The following is a 16,451-nucleotide window of genomic DNA, read 5'->3' on the forward strand; positions in this document are numbered from 1 at the left end:
CGTACGCGCCAGCACCTCACACGCACACCGGGTCGGCCAAGCGGCCACCGGCCGGAGGAGGCGGCGCGCCAGCACCTCACACGCACACCGGGTTGGCTTGGCGGCCATCACTCGGTGGTCCGGGCCGGGGCGCGCACATGCACCGGGAGGGCTCGGCGGCTCAACGGTCGTCGCGGAGGTCATGGGCCTCAGCGCCCCAGCCCCGCCCGGCTCCCGCCCTGGCTCCGGCACTAATTGGCCGATCTGGGACATGGCTCAGCGAGGTTCCGCTGCAAAGTGCCTAGTCACGGGGGTGGCCACCTTGGTGGGGTGCACGAGATCGTCCAATTGCCTACCTGACAGCACCTGGCCCCCTGGCACCCCGCGAGGCCCACCGCACCCCTTGCACCTACGTCCAGCCCTCGGCTTTCCAGTCCACCCCATCCGACCCCACCGCAGCCAATCCGGCCCCGCTCCACCCCGGACCGCGACGGCCACACCACACCACACCACACCACCGCACACCATTCGGGGACACCCCGCCGGCCCCGTACGGGCTTGTCCCCTCCCCCGTCGGCAGATGGCCGCCAAGCCGTCCCGGCGTGCGTGTGAGGGTGCTGGCGCGCCGCCTCCTCCGGCCGGTGGCCGCTTGGCTGGCCCGGTGTGCATGTGAGGTGCTGGCGCGCCCCCTCCCCCGACCGATCGCCGCTTAACCCGCCCGGCGTGCATGTGAGGTGCTGGCGCGCCCCCACCCCCGACCGATCGCCGCCAAGCCAACCCGGCGTGCAGGCGAGGCGCGGCTGCGCCCCCGGTGGACGGCGCGTTCCCAGCGTGGGCGAAGGGGTGTTACCGGCAAGGCGGCCGGTTTCCTCGGCTGTCCGGTCGCTTCTTCCCCGTGGTGGAGCGAGGTGTGTCAAGGGTGGCCCGTAGGGCCATCGGCGTCAGCCGACGCGGAGCGCCCTTGACTCGCCTCGCGGAGGCACGACACTGGCCGAGAAGCGGGCGGCCCCACGGCCACTGAACAGCTCCGCTCCGCACCGTTCAGCCGCCCCCGCCGACCTCGCCTCTTCGGCTAGGCCCCCTTCGGCCCCGCCTGCTGCACCACCTCGAAGGACCACAGCGTGGACGCGGAGGCAGCCGGACGGGGCCGCTCACCGCCGCCGGCGCCCTCACCGGCCCCGCCGCCACCCTGGTGCGCCGTCTTCATCGGGCCCTCCATCCACGCCTGGAACGACTCCTCGTCACGCCAGCGCGTGTACACGAGGTAGGTGTCCGTCCCCTCGACGGGGCGCAGCAGCTCGAACCACTCGAAGCCGTCGGAGTTCTCCACGGCGTGGGCCCGCGAAGCGAACCGCTTCTCCAGCGTCTCCCGCTGCTCGGCGGGAACGGTCAGCACGTTGATCTTCACTACGCTCATGGACCCATCCTGGCCCACACCACCGCCGTTCTCAGAAGCCGGTCGGGAAGGCGTACACCAACAGGATGAGTACGAAGCCGCCCCCGGCGAACAAGTACGACGCCACGCTCGCCTCCTGGCCGAGCAGGATCGGGCGCCAGGCCAGGTACAGCCCGACGACGAACAGGCCGCGGACCGTCTGTGCCGGCACCGACCAGGCCCGCTCCTGGAGGGAGTCCGCATCCGGGGCCAGGGAGAAGACCGAGGCCATGACGGCGCCGAAGACTCCCGCGACGAGGACGAACGCCGTCAGCGCCGCCCCGCCCGACTCGTCGTCCGGGAACGCCTTCCAGCGGTCGGCGGCCAGGGTCGGCAGGTCCTTCGACTCGTTGACGTATCCACCCAGTTCGGGTGCCTACCGGGCCCACAGCACCTCGACCCGGGTGCCCGCACGGGGCTTGTCGTAGGTGTAGGCCCCTTTCACCAGGAGGCGCTCGGGACCGCCGTCGACGGCGAGCGCCAGCCGTGCGGCGTAGCCCTTCGCCCGGTCCTCGTCGTCCAGTTCGGTCCGTATCCGCAAGGGCTTGCCCACCACGCGTGCCGTACCCACCTCGGCACCCGCGTCCCGCAGCCGCTCGACCCGATCGTTGGTCGACATGCTCATCAGGCAGGCGAACATGGCACCGGAGGTGAACGCCACCAGCAGCCAGACGACGGCGGTACGACCCTCACCCACAACTCGGAGTCACTGAGGGCGAAGTCGTCGCTGAGGCCGCTGAGCGGCAGCCGACCGTCGCCCCGGCGCCGGCGCCTCCCCAGCGCCGCCCCACCCTTCCGCAGCGACCCCCGTGGCACGGGCATCCGCTCCCGCCGGGTCACCAGTGCCAGCACCCACAGCGCCACCACCCGCACCGCCACACCCCCGGCGGCCACGCCACCCCACACCAAGGGCCCGTCCTACGGATGCGACATCGGCGCCCCCCAGCAGCCACGCACACGCGACCACCCCCGCGCCCCACCCCAGCAGCCCACCCAGCCGCACGAGCCACGCCAGCACGGACCGCATCCGCCCCTCCTCCCCCGCACCGACGAGCAACGCCGCACCATCCACGCGCGTCATCGCCCAAGCCGCGTCGGTGGATCGTGCCTCTGGCGGGGGTCATCGCGTGACCGATCCCGCACCCCCGACCCCTTACCGCCCTACTCGCACACGTGCATCATTGCGAGGTTGTTGGGCGACGGTGTCGACGAGGTGCGGGGTGCGCGTGCGAAGAGGCGGGATGTCGATGGCGGCGGCCCTGTGCGGCACCCTGCTGCTCGCCGCGTGCGGCCCCGCCGCCTCGGACGCCGAGGACGGCGGGCCCACCCACGTCGCCGACGCCCCCGCCCAACTCCCCGTCCCCCACGGCAAAGGCAGCGAGGTCCCCGACGACTTCAACGGTGACGGTCACCGTGACCTGGTGCTCAACAACCTGGTGAAGGCGCAGAGCCATGCCGACGACGTCGGTATCGGCATCGTGTACGGCAGCCCGCGCGGACTCGTGCCCGGCGCGCGGCAGTTGCTCAGTCCGCGGAAGCAGGCGGCGCGCACGAAGGGGCAACTCCCCGCCGTTTTCGACGCGGAGGAGAGCTGCGACCTGAACGGCGACGGCTTCACGGACCTCGTCGTGTCGACGGACCCGCCGTACGACGGGCAGGGACAGCCCCCGGTGCCCCTCCAGATCCTCTTCGGCTCCCCGTCCGGGCTGACCGGCCGGGCGGTGAGACTCGCCGTCCCGGCCCGCGCCCGCTTCGGCAATGACTGGCCGGACCAGCCGGTGTGCGGCGACTTCGACGGGGACGGCGCGAACGACCTGGTGGTGCACGCTTCTGCGGGCCATCTGTCCTATCTGCGCGGCCCGTTCAGCCCGCGTACGGGACTCCCGCACGCGGCCGGCGCCCCCGTACCGGCACCGGGCGAGGTGCCGTCCGGCCCGTCCGCCGACGTCGACCGGGACGGATACGACGACCTGGTGGTCCGTACGGCGGAAGGCTCGGCCAAGTCCGCTGTGGTCCTCGGCGGCCCGAAGGGCCCGACCCGCACCGGCGCCGTCCTTCCGGCCGGCCTCGACGTCGCCCTCGGCCGCTTCGGCAGGGGCAAGGCGCTGGACGCGGCGGTCGGCGGCCTGGACGAAACGTCCCTGCGGTATGACCTGCCGACGGCGCGGCGGGGCACTCTCGACTCCCCCGGTTCCATGCTGGACGCGGGCGACTTCGACGGGGACGGCCGCGACGAACTGATCTCCAGCGGCTCCCGGTTGCGGATCTTCCGTGCCGGTACGGCGGCAGCGGGCCCGTCGGCGTCGGGCGTGGTCACGATCGAACCGCCGGCCCGGGGCACGACCCGCGTCCTGGCGATCGCCGACTTCGACGGCGACGGCAGGGCGGACCTGGCGGTGCGCACGTACCGGGGTGAGACGAAGGACACCGTGGCGGTGTACCGGGGGGCGGGCAAGGGGCTGCTCGCGCGGAAACCGGCGGTGGTCTTCTCCAGTTCGGAGTTCCTCGCGTCGTAACGCTTCCCAACAACCTTCAAAATTCCCTCACTTCACGTACAACCCTCATGCCTCACCGCGGGTCTTCTGTGAGCCGGCCTTCGCGTGCGCCCGAGGACAACCCGGGGCGAACACGGACGGTCGACACACCACCGACTGCGGATGCCCCCCAGGCATCCCCCGCATGCCGCAGGAGATCCCGCGTGCACACGCATCTGCGACTCGCCCTCGCGACGGCCACCGCGGCCGCGCTGACGGGCGGTCTGCTCACGTTCGCCGCCTCGCCCGCCACCGCCGCCGACTCCTTCAAGGTCGCCAAGGCCGACTTCAACGGCGACGGCATCGGCGACATCGCCACCTCGGCGGCCACCGCCTACGTCAGCGGCCACAAGAACGCCGGCCAGGTCGTCGTCCTGTACGGCACGAAGACCGGCGTCTCCTCCGCCAAGCGCACCACCCTCAGCCAGAACAGCGCCGGCGTCCCGGGTACCGCCGAGACCGGCGACCAGTTCGGCTACGACCTCGCTTACGCCGACTTCAACGGCGACGGCTACGACGACCTCGCCGTCGGCACCCCGCACGAGAAGACCGGCTCCGACACCAACGCCGGTGCCGTCACCCTCCTGTGGGGTTCCCCGAGCGGCCTGACCGGCAAGGGCGTCGACGTGCCCGACCCGGCCGCAGGCTCGCACGACTACTGGGGCCAGGAACTGGCCGCCGGTGACTTCGACGGCGACGGCAAGGCCGACCTGGTCGTCTCCGCCTCCACCTCCACCCTCTATCTCTACAAGGGCGGTTTCGCCAGTAACGGCACGGCGGGCAGCCGGACCACCTTCAAGCCGCCGATCCAGTCGGGCAACGACTCGTCCCCGTACGGTCCGATGAACCTGACCGCGGGCGACGTGAACGGCGACGGCCGCACCGACCTCGTCGTCGACGGCTACGAGACGCACACGTCGTCGCACTGGAACACCAACTACTGGCTGCCCGGCACCGCGAGCGGTCTGCGCGGCGCCACCGCCAGGGCCCTCAAGCCCGGCATCATCACCGCGATCGGCGACATCAACGGCGACGGCTTCGGCGACATCGTCAGCGGTGCCGCCTGGGACGACCGGACCAGCGACGGCCGGCCCGTCCCGAACGCCGCCAAGGGCGGCAAGGTGAGCGTCACCTACGGCTCGGCCTCCGGCCCCTCCGCCACCGCCACCGGCATCACCCAGAACACCGGCAAGGTCCCCGGCGACTCGGAGAAGGGCGACGGCTTCGGCTGGGACCTCGACCTCGGTGACATCAACGGCGACGGCTACCAGGACCTGGTCGTCAGCGCCCCGAACGAGGACCTCGGCGGCGCCACCAACACCGGCACGGTCACCGTCCTGTACGGCTCGGCACACGGCGTGAACACCACTTCCGGCGCCCAGTCCTTCGCCCAGAGCACCGCGGGCGTCCCCGACAAGGACGAGAAGAACGACCTCTTCGGCGCCGACGTCAAGCTGGACGACGTCACCGGTGACGGCAAGGCCGACCTGGTCGTGGGCTCGTACGAGAACGGCGGCGACGGCGCGGTCACCTACCTGCCGTCCACCGGCCGGAAGATCACCGCGACCGGTTCCCGGGCCCTCTCCGCGAGCTCCGTCGGCGTGTCCACGACGGACATCCCGCAGTTCGGCGCGGTCTTCGCCGACTGAGCGAATCCCCTAGGAGTGCCGCCGGATTCCCCTTAGGGGATGTCACAGCTCGGCAGCAAAGCCGGGCCCGGACCGCCGGGCCCGGCACGTCACTCTCGGGGACCAGGTACGTTCGATAACGTGGCTGGATTCAGGATCGGACGCGGCGGCCGGGACAACCGCGCCCCGCAAGGACAGCAGGCGCCGCAGGGACCGTCGTACGGTCGGCAGGGGCCGGGGCCGTCGCACGGTCGGCAGGGGCAGGGACAGGGACCGTCGCACGGCTATCCGCCGGCTCAGCAGCCGTACCCGCAGCAGCGGCCGCAGTACGGCGGTGGCGGCGGCGGTTCGTGGCCGCAGGCGAACGGCGGCTACCAGGGCGGCAGAGCCGGCGACGGCCCGGAGTACTTCGGCGACGACTACGGCGGCCACCCGGGCCAGGGCGGCGCGCCGGACCCGTACGCGGCCAACAACCCGGGCCACACCCAGGCGTTCTCCGTCGGCGAGGACCCGTACAGCCAGGGCGGAACCTACCGGGCCGGGGCGGCCGCCGCGGCCGCCCCGATCGGCCCGCGCCTGCACTGGAAGGACCTGCTGCGGGGCATCGTGTTCGCCCCGAACCAGACCTTCCTGCAGATGCGCGACTACACGATGTGGGGCCCGGCCCTCGTCGTGACCTTCCTGTACGGCCTGCTCGCGGTCTTCGGCTTCGACGGCGCCCGCAAGGACGCGATCGACGCGACCCTCGCCAACGCGGTCCCGATCGTCCTGACGACCGCCGTCGCGATGGTGATCAGCGCCTTCATCCTGGGCGTGGTGACCCACACCCTGGCCCGCCAGCTCGGCGGCGACGGCGCTTGGCAGCCCACGGTGGGCCTGTCGATGCTGATCACGTCCCTCACGGACGCGCCCCGTCTGGTCGTCGCCATGTTCTTCGGCGGCGACGCGACCCTCGTACAGGCGCTGGGCTGGGCCACCTGGGTCGCCGCGGGCGCCCTGCTGACCCTGATGGTCAGCCGCTCGCACGACCTGCCGTGGCAGAAGGCACTGGGCGCGTCGGCGATCCAGCTGATCGCGCTGCTGTCGATCGTGAAGCTGGGCACGTTCTAGCGGGTCACGTTCCGCAGATCATGTTCTGCAGATCACGTTCCGCAGATCACGGAGACGACGAAGGCCCCCGGCGCGGCAGCCGGGGGCCTTCGCGATCACGGTCCGCGAGCCAGGAGCGACTCAGCGGGCGGCCGACCCCGGGGCCGGGACGGCTGGGCCGGGGGAATCGGCGAGGCGGGTCTTGAGGGTCTGGGCGCCGAGGGCGAGGCAGACGCCGAGCAGCAGGACGTAGAACACGCCGATCTTGTGCAGGTCGTCGAGGAAGTACCACACCGACGTCAGCCCCGTGAACCAGAACGCCATCAGTGCGAACCCGCCCGTGCGCTCGTCCCGGTAGCCGGCGGTCAGGCACACCCCGGCGACGAGCCCCAGCAGCAGGGCGATGACGACGTACCTCGTCTCCCAGCCCACATTGGCGCGGGAGAACTCCGACCACACCGCCACGGCCTCCGCCACCGGAGCCCAGGCCACGGCACACGCCAGGCGGGCCGACCACAGCAGCAGTACACACCCCGCGAGGCCGCTGAGCAGCGCGACCAGAGGGAAGCGCTCGGTGTCGATCATGTCGGTCCGCGACACCGCCGCCGCGAGGGTGCTTCCGAGGAGCGCGACCATCCCCTCCGGCGTGGGCTGGAACACCACCCGGCCCAGGGATCTGATCCCGCCCGATCGCTTCGCGGGCGGGTCGTCCCGCGGAGCCTCTGCCGGCTCGGGCCGGTCCGCCTGGGCACGGGGATCCAGGGCGGTCGGGGTCGGTATCACGGGCGCCGTGGGTATCCGCGCGGCCCGCTCCAGTTCCGCCTTCATCTCCGCCGCGTCGATGAACCGGTCCTCCCGGCGCTTGTGCAGCGCCCGCAGCACGACCGCGTCCAGAGCCGGCGGCAGTCCCGGGCGCAGCCGCGACGGCGGCACGGGTTCCTGCACCAGGTGCTGATGCATCACCGAGAACGGCGACTCACCGGTGTACGGAGGGCGGCCGGTCAGCAACTCGTACAGCAGGCACCCCACCGCGTACAGGTCCGTCCGGTGGTCCGTGTCGCGGCCTTCGATCTGCTCCGGTGCCAGATAGGCGGGCGTGCCGACCGCCACGCCCGTCCCGGTCAGTCGGGTCGCCATCTCGCTGAGCGCCTTCGCGATACCGAAGTCGAGGACCTTGGCCGTCCCGGCCCGGGTGAACATGACGTTCGCCGGCTTGATGTCCCGGTGCACTATGCCGTGGCCGTGGCTGTGCCGCAGGGCTTCGAGCACCTGTCCCGCCGCGTCCACCGCCCGCTCGGCCGGCAGCGGTCCGTCCACCAGTTCCTCGGCGAGGGTCCGGCCCTCGACGTACTCCATGACCAGGTACGGCACGGCGACGCCGTCCACCGCGTCCTCGCCCACGTCGTACACGGTCGCCACGCCGGGGTGGTTGAGCGCGGCGGCCGCGTGCGCCTCGCGCTGGAACCGGGCGAGGAACTGCGGCTGCCGCACCAGCTCGGCGGAGAGCGTCTTGACCGCGACGGTACGGCGCAGGCGGTGATCGACGGCCCGGTACACCGTGCCCATCCCACCGTGGCCGAGCTGCTCCACCAGCTCGTACCGCTGCCCCAGCGTCCTGTGCTCCACCGCGTTCCCCCAACGGCCGTCCAGGTACTCGTACGTGTCGACGCGGGCAGTCCGCGGCTCACGGATCGCGTACGACACACGGAAGGAGACGCCGGACGCCGGGTACCGTTCCCATCCGATGACGTGATCAGAGCCTCATACGCGGGCGAGCACGAGGCACAGGCCTTTTTCAGCGCGTTACAGCGCGTCTTTCGACGGTGTGATCGGTGTGCCGGACTTGCGGCACGGAGGCAGCACGGACCACGGGAAGTTGATCCACTCGTCGGTGCGCTTCCACACGTACTCGCACTTCACGAGCGAGTGGGACTTCTCGTAGATCACCGCGGACCGCACCTCGGCGACGGTGTCGAGGCAGAAGTCGTGCACCAGCTTCAGCGTCTTGCCGGTGTCGGCGACGTCGTCGGCGATCAGGACCTTCTTGTCGGAGAAGTCGATGGCGTTGGGGACGGGGGCGAGCATGACGGGCATGTCGAGGGTCGTCCCCACACCGGTGTAGAACTCGACGTTCACCAGATGGATGTTCTTGCAGTCCAGGGCGTACGCGAGGCCGCCCGCGACGAACACCCCGCCGCGCGCGATGGAGAGCACGATGTCGGGCTCGTAGCCGTCGTCGGCGATGGTCTGGGCCAGCTCACGGATGGCGTCGCCGAACCGCTCGTAGGTCAGATTCTCACGCGCGTCGCTCATGCCGGGCTCACACCTGCGTCCGATGGAAGTTGAGGAAGGAACGCGAGGCCGTGGGCCCACGCTGGCCCTGGTAGCGGGAGCCGTAGCGCTCGCTGCCGTAGGGGTGCTCGGCCGGCGAGCTGAGCCGGAACATGCACAGCTGGCCGATCTTCATGCCGGGCCAGAGCTTGATGGGCAGGGTGGCGAGGTTCGACAGCTCCAGGGTCACGTGACCGGAGAAGCCCGGGTCGATGAACCCGGCGGTGGAGTGCGTGACGAGCCCGAGGCGGCCCAGGCTGCTCTTGCCCTCCAGGCGCGAGGCGAGATCATCGGGCAGGGAGATGACCTCGTACGTCGAGGCGAGCACGAACTCCCCGGGGTGCAGGATGAACGGCTCGTCGCCCTCCGGCTCGACGAGCCGGGTCAGGTCGGCCTGCTCGATGGAGGGGTCGATGTGCGGGTACCGGTGGTTCTCGAACACCCGGAAGTAACGGTCCAGCCGCACGTCGATGCTCGACGGCTGCACCATGGATTCGTCATACGGATCGATCCGTACCCGCCCGGCATCGATCTCGGCCCGGATGTCCTTGTCTGAGAGAAGCACGACCCGAGGATACGCAAGGCGCGCGGAGCCGTGACAATCGTGACGACTCCGCGCGCCGGTACTGCTGCCGCTGTGGTCCCGCTATCGCCTCTCAAGCGTCACCGGCACCGCGCTGCGGAGCCGGGCACACTGTGGACACCGGACGAGCCGGCCGGGGCCGAGTCGCTCGGCCTGCTGCATCGGGAACGAAGCGGTGCTGAAGACGTGCCCATCGGCACAGCGGACGACGGTGCGTTCCATCAAGTCCTAGAGTCCCTTCCCCAAGAGCCGCGTCTGGCTTGATGCCCTGACGACAAAAGCCACATTACGGGATCAAAGAGACGACTCTCCAGGCGGCACTCCGGCGTCCACATCGCCCCGCCGGGCCCCTCTCCCACACCCCCACCGTACGCCCCAACTCCGGCCGCCCGCAGCCGGATCCCTCTCCTGAAACACACTCAGACCCCATGGCCTGAGCGGCGGGGGTTCACGATGAGGTACAGTGAGCGAGCGTTCGGACTCCAAGTAATCGGATCCGTAATTACGCGGGTGTAGTTTAATGGTAGAACATCAGCTTCCCAAGCTGAGAGCGCGAGTTCGATTCTCGTCACCCGCTCCAGAGAGAAACCCCAGGTCAGTGGCCTGGGGTTTACTTGTTGTCTAGTCCAAATTGGGGGGCCGCAGGCCACGGATGCGGTCCTCGATCTCGTCGCGGATGGGGCGTACGGCGTCGACGCCCTGCCCTGCGGGGTCCGTCCAACTTCCAGTCCAGGTACGTCTTGCCGGGGAAGACAGGGCACGTATCGCCGCACCATGGTGATCACGACGTCCGACCGGACAGGGATGACGATCTCCGGCTCGGTCCCGTGCAAACGATTCATGCGCCCGAATCCGTCAAACCGGTGACGCCCTCAATTCATGCCTTGAGCACGGCAGTTGATTCACGGGCGGACCCACCGGACACCCTGTAGGACTGGGATCAGGATGAGGTGCGCTCGCTGCTCGCCGATGACGGGCTGTCAGCTCTCGTTGCCATGCAGGGGGTGGGTGCGGCCGAGACGCGCGGTGGGGGCAAGCCGGGGCCGACCGGGGGCGGGCTCAGGAAACGGCCTGGGCGCTACGGCGCGGGCAGCTTGCTTGGCGGTTCCCAGCCATGGGTGAGGATGTCGAAGATTTCCTCGACGGCGGCCCGGCGGTCCTGCCGGCCACGGGCGAGGGCCGGGATCTGGAGTACGAATCGAGCAAGAGCCACACATGCGAGGTTGTCGTGGTCCACGCCGATCTCGTCGGCGATGGCCGCACCGAGGCTGTCGGTGTGCCGGGTCCACATGCGTTCGGCGTACTCGCGCAGCGCCGGCGTTGAGTCGACCAGGTTGGTGAACTCGGCCATCTGTGGATGCGCCGCGATCGGCAGCCAGGTGTCGAGGACGTGCTGTCGGAGGGCATCGAGGATGCTCTGGCCGCAGGCCCGCTGCCGCACCGCGGCGATCAGTCCTGACTCCCGGTCCTCGTCCTGGTCGAATACCAGCGCTTCCTTGCCGCTGAAGTGCTTGAACACCGTCGCGGTCGACACGTCGGCGGCGTCGGCGATGTCACGGATGCCCACCTGATCGTAGCCGCGCTCCAGAAAGAGCTGCAGTGCGGCGTCGGCGATTGCCTGCCGAGTGGCCGCCTTCTTGCGTTCGCGGCGGCCGACGGGGGGAACGGTCATGACCTGAGCGTATCGGCTAGTCGAACCCTTAGAAAAGTTGACTCGTTGCACTTTTAGGTTCGCTCTGCTTTTATAAGCGTTGCGGGCAGTCGGCACATCCTCGCCGGCATGGTGATCGTCTGCACCACATAGCTGGTCGCCGTCTCGTTCATCAAGGAAGCCCCGCTGCGAGGCCCGGCCGAGGCCGAGGTCTGCGCCGGGACACCCTGGCCTGCTCCGATGCCCCCGCTTCGTCGACTGACAGGACCAACCATGTACTCCCCAGAACCCGCCCGGGCCCGCATCAGCATCATCGGCGCCGGACCCGGCGGCCTGACCTGCGCCCGCATCCTCCAGCAGCGCGGCATCGCGGTCACCGTCTACGACCGCGACCCGGGCCCCGACGCACGCAACCAGGGCGGGACCCTCGACCTGCACGCCGACAACGGCCAGATCGCCCTGCGCGAAGCCGGCCTGCTCGACGAGTTCTTCCAGCTGGCCCGCCCCGAAGGCCAAGAAATGCGCCAGATGGACCCGACCGGCCAGATCACGTCCCACAAGGTCCCCGAGGCCGGCGAGCTCTTCAAGCCGGAAATCGACCGCGGCCAGCTGCGCGGCCTGCTCCTGGACTCCCTGGAGCCAGGAACCGTGCACTGGGGCCGCGCCCTCGACACGATCAGCGGGCCCGCCGACGGGCCGCGGCAGTTGCTCTTCGACGACGGCACGACCATCGAGACCGACCTGGTCATCGGCGCCGACGGCGCCTTCTCCCGGGTACGCCCGGCCGTGTCCCCCGCCGTCCCCCAGCACAGCGGGGTGAGCTTCCTGGAGGCATGGTTTTCCGACGTCGAGAACCGGCACCCCGATATTGCCAAGCTGGTCGGTCCGGGCAGCGCCCACGCAGCCGACGGCAAGCGCGGCCTGTTCGCCCAGCGCAACAGCGGAAACCACATCCGCGTCTACATCATCCAACGAGTCCCAGTCGACTGGATCAGCACGAGCGGCCTGACCATCGACGACACCGACGACATCCGCGCCCTGCTCCTGGGCGAGTACGCCCACTGGTCGCCACACATGCGCCAGATGATCACCGACAACGACGGTCCCTACGTCGACCGCCCGATCTTCGCCCTCCCGGTCCCGCACACCTGGGAACACAACCCGACGGTGTCCCTGCTCGGCGACGCCGCCCACCTCATGCCCCCGCTCGGCGTCGGCGTCAACCTCGCCATGCTCGACGCCTGCGAACTCGCCCTCGCCCTCGCCGACTCCGCCACCGTCGACGACGCCATCCGCACCTACGAGAAGACCATGCTCCCCCGCTCCACCGCGGCGGCCAAGGTCCTCGAACACGGCGCCGAGCACCTGCTGTCCGCCGACGTAACCGACTCCGGCAGCGACAACGTCGCCCAGCCCCAAGGACCGGGATCACAGTGAGGTCTTCAGCCGGCGCCGGCAGAAGATGGCGCAGCCCAGGGTGACGACGGCTTGGTGGATGTCGTCGCGGATCTCCCAGCGGATGCGCGGGCGCCGGAACCAGCGCAGAAGCGCGAGCGCGCCCTCCACGACCCACCGGTGGATTCCGAGGCCGGAGCCGTGCCCGGTGCCGCGTCGAGCGATGATCGGGGTGATTTCCGACCTGCGGACCCGGTCACGGTACACGTCATGGTCGTAGCCACGGTCGGCGTAGAGGCGCCGCGAACGACGCAGCGGTTGGCCGCTCCTGCCGCGGACCGGCAGAACGGGCCTGGATCAGCGGGATCAGCTGTGCGATGCGTCGGCGGCCTCGGCATCTCCGGCGGCAGCTACGAACAGGACCAACAGGCCGCCGAGGAGGCCCTGGCCACCCTCGGGTTCGAGGTACCCGCCCACTGACCGCTGCTCCGCGTCCATCGACGATCAGACTTGCCTTCACCGCCTTGGAGCCGCCTCCGGCCGGCGGCGATCGGCTTGGCCCCCACAAGGCGTCCGCCACTGCGGGACGAGGTCGCGCGCTGCCCCTGTGGCTGCCGGCCACCGGCCGTCGCGCTCTTCGCGGGGATGTGACCTTCGTTGCGGTACAGGAGTCTCAGGCGCGTTCCCCGTTGTGCCATCCGCTGAGACGGTGGCAGCGGCACATCTCCCGTCGAGGGAGGTCACAGGGCTGTAGGCGGAAGCGCACGACAGGAAAGCGGCGTCCACGGAGAGTAATATCTGTGCCCGCGAAATGAGAAATAGGTGCGGGGTACGGCGAGTATTCTTCGACCGCCCGGCGGAGCGGAATTGCCGACCGCGCAAGGCCGATCGCACCGTGCTACTGTCGTTCTCAGTTGCAGGTGTGGTTGCCAGAAGGTTTTTCCGACGGCTGATCATCACGGCGACACGGAATGCGCACAGGGCGTATTCCTGACACCGCCTCCGAAGGAGAAACAACATGGCTACTGGCACCGTGAAGTGGTTCAACGCCGAAAAGGGCTTCGGCTTCATCGAGCAGGACGGCGGCGGCCCCGACGTCTTCGCCCACTACTCGAACATCGCCGCCCAGGGCTTCCGCGAGCTGCTGGAAGGCCAGAAGGTGTCGTTCGACATCGCGCAGGGCCAGAAGGGTCCGACGGCCGAGAACATCGTTCCCGCCTGACGCATACTTCGCAGCTGGGGCCCGCACCTTGGGGTGCGGGCCCCAGCTCGCTTTATTCCCAGGGCGATTCGGCCCTGTCTTTTTTGGCCCGTTCTCGCGATTCTGCGCCGCTCATTCTGCTGCGGAAATTCCTTGATACGTGCCCACATCGAGGAAGGTTCCGCATGAACCGCACACGTACCACTCGCGCACGCACCAATCGCGCATACGACCGCTTCAGAGGAAGCGCCGCTGCGGGCCGCTCCGGCGTTCCGCACCGCTCCAGTGGTTACGGAAACCGACAGCCCACGGGGGGCGATTTCGCGCTGCCGAAGACGGTCAGGCCCGCGTTGCCCGCTGTCGAGTCGTTCGCCGATCTCGCCATGCCGGCGCCGTTGCTGGCCACGCTCGGCCATGAAGGCGTGACCGTACCGTTCCCGATCCAGGCGGCGACCCTGCCGAACTCCCTGGCCGGCCGTGACGTACTCGGTCGCGGCCGCACCGGCTCGGGCAAGACCCTCGCCTTCGGCCTCGCAGTACTGGCCCGTACGGCGGGCCGGCGTGCCGAGCCGCGTCGGCCGCTGGCCCTGATTCTCGTCCCCACCCGTGAGCTGGCCCAGCAGGTCACCGACGCGCTCGCTCCCTATGCCCGCTCCGTGAGCCTGCGGCTCGCCACCGTCGTCGGCGGAATGTCCATCGGCAGGCAGGCCGGTGCGCTGCGGGCCGGCGCGGAGGTGGTCGTCGCGACGCCCGGGCGGCTCAAGGATCTCATCGACCGGGGCGACTGCCGACTCGCCGACGTCGACGTCACGGTGCTCGACGAGGCCGACCAGATGACCGACATGGGCTTCATGCCCCAGGTCACCGCCCTGCTCGACCAGGTGCGCCCCGAGGGCCAGCGGATGTTGTTCTCGGCCACCCTGGACCGCAACGTCGACCTGCTGGTCCGCCGCTACCTGACCGACCCGGTGGTGCACTCCGTCGACCCGTCGGCCGGTGCCGTCACCACGATGGAACACCACGTACTCCACGTGCACGACGCGGACAAGCAGCGTACGACCACCGAGATCGCGGCCCGGGACGGCCGGGTCATCATGTTCCTGGACACCAAGCACGCCGTGGACCGGCTGACCCAGCACCTGCTGAGCAGCGGTGTCCGCGCCGCGGCCCTGCACGGTGGCCGGTCCCAGCCGCAGCGCACCCGGACCCTGGCGCAGTTCAGGGACGGTCACGTCAACGTCCTGGTGGCCACCAACGTCGCGGCCCGCGGCATCCACGTCGACAGCCTCGACCTCGTCGTCAACGTGGATCCGCCCAGCGACCACAAGGACTATCTGCACCGTGGCGGCCGTACGGCCCGCGCCGGGGAGTCCGGCAGCGTCGTCACCCTGGTGACCCCCGGCCAACGCCGCGGCATGACCCGGCTGATGGCCTCGGCCGGCATCAGCCCGCGCATCACCCCGGTCCGCTCGGGCGAGGCGGAGCTGAGCCGCATCACAGGCGCCCAAGCGCCCTCCGGGGTCCCTGTGGTCATCACCGCGCCTGCCGTGGAACGCACCCGCCGCGCGCCTTCGCCGTCCAGGGACCGCCGGGGCCGCACCGGCCAGGGCCGACCCGCCGGCGCGGGGGTGCGCGGCAGGGCACAGCGGCGGCCCGGCAACGACTCGGCTGCTTAGGCCGGCGCAGTCCCCGGAGCCCCGTTGGCCTCCCGGAAGCCGCCGTGGTCTCCCGGGGCCGAAGGCCGCCAAGCCGACCAGCCCTTACCGAAGGAGACACCCTTGACGCCAGCGCGGACGCAGTACCGCGGGCCGGACCCCACCCCCGTGTCCGTGGTGAACGACAGCGAAGGGCACGGGCCTCGGGTCTGTGACGACATGACGGTCGAGGTGGCTCTGGCCGTCATGGCGAGTGCCCGGGTCGAGTACCTGACCGTGTGCGACGGGGACGACGAGAGCACAGGCTTGGTCACCCGGCTCCAGCTCGCCGTTCTCCGCGACAGTTCCGCGTACACGGACCGGATCCGTCTGCGGGACGTCCTCGACGTACCACTGCCCTCACCCGGCGGCCGCTCGGGCGGCGTCGGTGAGTACGGCCGGGTTCCGGGCGTACGCGCCCTCGCGTGCTGATCCGTCTCGCCCCGGGCGGCCCGTTCTCCTTCTCCCCGCGACTTCTCCCCTGTGAGGCATCATGCGCTGTGTCATCGCCCGGTACCCGTTCGACCTGACCAGGACCGGGGTGCTGGCCTCGATGAAGGGCGTCAGGCCCGAGCTCGTCACGGGGGCGTCCGTGACCATCGGCCGCCGCCGCTACCCCGTCAAGCAGGTGGGCCAGGTCATCACGCGACAGGACCCCCGTGACTTCACCGCCCGCGAGGTCGTGCGGGCCATGACGCGTCTCGGCTTCACCTGCCACGACCGCCCCGAGGGAGCGCCCGTGGGCGAGGGTGGACCCGCTTTCCTCCAAACCGCGTCCGCACTGCTCGGCGGCACCGGCCCCGTGGCCGTGTGAGGACGGGCGGGAGACCGCCCTCAGGATCCCGGTGGGGGGGGGGGGGCGGGGCGGGGGGGGGGCCCCCCCCCCCGCGGGCGCCCGCCGGGGGGCCCGCGCCCCCCCGCCCCGCGGGCG

At 70.5% G+C, this 16,451-nt stretch carries 16 protein-coding genes and 1 tRNA gene; 9 read left to right on the forward strand and 8 right to left on the reverse strand.

Going from position 1 to position 16,451, the window contains the following annotated elements; genetic code table 11:
• Positions 1–1,051 precede the first annotated feature (1,051 nt).
• The 3 genes from ACWGKT_RS14695 to ACWGKT_RS14705 form a co-directional block, all read right to left on the reverse strand.
• Positions 1,052–1,396 carry an antibiotic biosynthesis monooxygenase family protein gene (locus ACWGKT_RS14695; RefSeq protein WP_453273868.1) on the reverse strand — a complete coding sequence of 115 codons (345 nt, stop codon included), beginning with the start codon at positions 1,394–1,396 and terminating at the stop codon, positions 1,052–1,054.
• A 31-nt stretch (positions 1,397–1,427) separates the two neighbouring features.
• Positions 1,428–1,646: a hypothetical protein gene (locus ACWGKT_RS14700; RefSeq protein WP_453273869.1), complete on the reverse strand. Its 219-nt coding sequence runs from the start codon at positions 1,644–1,646 to the stop codon at positions 1,428–1,430.
• Positions 1,647–1,790: 144 nt separating this feature from the next.
• Entirely contained in the window at positions 1,791–2,111 is a 321-nt protein-coding gene (locus tag ACWGKT_RS14705) for a hypothetical protein (protein ID WP_453273870.1), read from the reverse strand.
• A 523-nt stretch (positions 2,112–2,634) separates the two neighbouring features.
• Here ACWGKT_RS14705 and ACWGKT_RS14710 point away from each other — a divergent pair.
• The 3 genes from ACWGKT_RS14710 to ACWGKT_RS14720 all read left to right on the forward strand — a co-directional run bounded on the left by ACWGKT_RS14710 (position 2,635) and on the right by ACWGKT_RS14720 (position 6,686).
• Positions 2,635–3,930, forward strand: coding sequence for an FG-GAP repeat domain-containing protein (locus ACWGKT_RS14710; RefSeq protein ID WP_453273871.1), 1,296 nt, complete (start codon positions 2,635–2,637; stop codon positions 3,928–3,930).
• 182 nt (positions 3,931–4,112) lie between these two features.
• Positions 4,113–5,597, forward strand: a complete 1,485-nt coding sequence (locus tag ACWGKT_RS14715; protein ID WP_453273872.1) for an FG-GAP and VCBS repeat-containing protein — start codon at positions 4,113–4,115, stop codon at positions 5,595–5,597.
• A 39-nt stretch (positions 5,598–5,636) separates the two neighbouring features.
• A complete protein-coding gene (locus ACWGKT_RS14720) occupies positions 5,637–6,686 on the forward strand; it encodes a Yip1 family protein (RefSeq protein ID WP_453273873.1) in 1,050 nt (349 codons plus the stop codon).
• A 120-nt stretch (positions 6,687–6,806) separates the two neighbouring features.
• Here the strand turns inward: ACWGKT_RS14720 and ACWGKT_RS14725 are convergent, their stop codons facing one another.
• The 3 genes from ACWGKT_RS14725 to dcd all read right to left on the reverse strand — a co-directional run bounded on the left by ACWGKT_RS14725 (position 6,807) and on the right by dcd (position 9,561).
• A complete protein-coding gene (locus ACWGKT_RS14725) occupies positions 6,807–8,369 on the reverse strand; it encodes a protein kinase domain-containing protein (protein ID WP_453273874.1) in 1,563 nt (520 codons plus the stop codon).
• A gap of 99 nt (positions 8,370–8,468) precedes the next feature.
• The gene (locus tag ACWGKT_RS14730; protein WP_453273875.1) at positions 8,469–8,978 is read right to left on the reverse strand and encodes a phosphoribosyltransferase; all 510 of its coding nucleotides are present in this window, start codon (positions 8,976–8,978) and stop codon (positions 8,469–8,471) included.
• 7 nt (positions 8,979–8,985) lie between these two features.
• Positions 8,986–9,561, reverse strand: a complete 576-nt coding sequence (gene dcd / locus ACWGKT_RS14735; protein WP_235457208.1) for a dCTP deaminase — start codon at positions 9,559–9,561, stop codon at positions 8,986–8,988.
• 524 nt (positions 9,562–10,085) lie between these two features.
• Here dcd and ACWGKT_RS14740 point away from each other — a divergent pair.
• Positions 10,086–10,159 (forward strand) — tRNA-Gly (locus tag ACWGKT_RS14740).
• Between the two features lie 498 nt (positions 10,160–10,657).
• Here the strand turns inward: ACWGKT_RS14740 and ACWGKT_RS14745 are convergent.
• Positions 10,658–11,251 carry a TetR/AcrR family transcriptional regulator gene (locus tag ACWGKT_RS14745; protein WP_453273876.1) on the reverse strand — a complete coding sequence of 198 codons (594 nt, stop codon included), beginning with the start codon at positions 11,249–11,251 and terminating at the stop codon, positions 10,658–10,660.
• 252 nt (positions 11,252–11,503) lie between these two features.
• Here ACWGKT_RS14745 and ACWGKT_RS14750 point away from each other — a divergent pair, with 252 nt between their 5' ends.
• Positions 11,504–12,667 carry an FAD-dependent oxidoreductase gene (locus ACWGKT_RS14750; protein ID WP_453273877.1) on the forward strand — a complete coding sequence of 388 codons (1,164 nt, stop codon included), beginning with the start codon at positions 11,504–11,506 and terminating at the stop codon, positions 12,665–12,667.
• Here ACWGKT_RS14750 and ACWGKT_RS14755 read toward each other — a convergent pair.
• Complete coding sequence (locus tag ACWGKT_RS14755; RefSeq protein WP_453273878.1) at positions 12,659–12,892, reverse strand: hypothetical protein; 234 nt, start codon at positions 12,890–12,892, stop codon at positions 12,659–12,661. The two genes, ACWGKT_RS14750 and ACWGKT_RS14755, sit on opposite strands and share 9 nt — an antisense overlap.
• A gap of 751 nt (positions 12,893–13,643) precedes the next feature.
• On the opposite strand from ACWGKT_RS14755, the gene ACWGKT_RS14760 reads away from it, so the two are divergent.
• The 4 genes from ACWGKT_RS14760 (at position 13,644) to ACWGKT_RS14775 (ending at position 16,334) form a co-directional block, all read left to right on the forward strand.
• Positions 13,644–13,847 carry a cold-shock protein gene (locus tag ACWGKT_RS14760; RefSeq protein WP_030342329.1) on the forward strand — a complete coding sequence of 68 codons (204 nt, stop codon included), beginning with the start codon at positions 13,644–13,646 and terminating at the stop codon, positions 13,845–13,847.
• A gap of 164 nt (positions 13,848–14,011) precedes the next feature.
• The gene (locus tag ACWGKT_RS14765; RefSeq protein WP_453273879.1) at positions 14,012–15,502 is read left to right on the forward strand and encodes a DEAD/DEAH box helicase; all 1,491 of its coding nucleotides are present in this window, start codon (positions 14,012–14,014) and stop codon (positions 15,500–15,502) included.
• Between the two features lie 102 nt (positions 15,503–15,604).
• The gene (locus ACWGKT_RS14770) at positions 15,605–15,952 is read left to right on the forward strand and encodes a CBS domain-containing protein (RefSeq protein ID WP_453273880.1); all 348 of its coding nucleotides are present in this window, start codon (positions 15,605–15,607) and stop codon (positions 15,950–15,952) included.
• A gap of 61 nt (positions 15,953–16,013) precedes the next feature.
• Positions 16,014–16,334 (forward strand): SCO5918 family protein, encoded by a 321-nt coding sequence (locus tag ACWGKT_RS14775; RefSeq protein ID WP_453273881.1) that lies wholly within the window; start codon positions 16,014–16,016, stop codon positions 16,332–16,334.
• Positions 16,335–16,451: the final 117 nt, after the last annotated feature.

Source organism: Streptomyces sp. NPDC054794 (assembly GCF_053611585.1).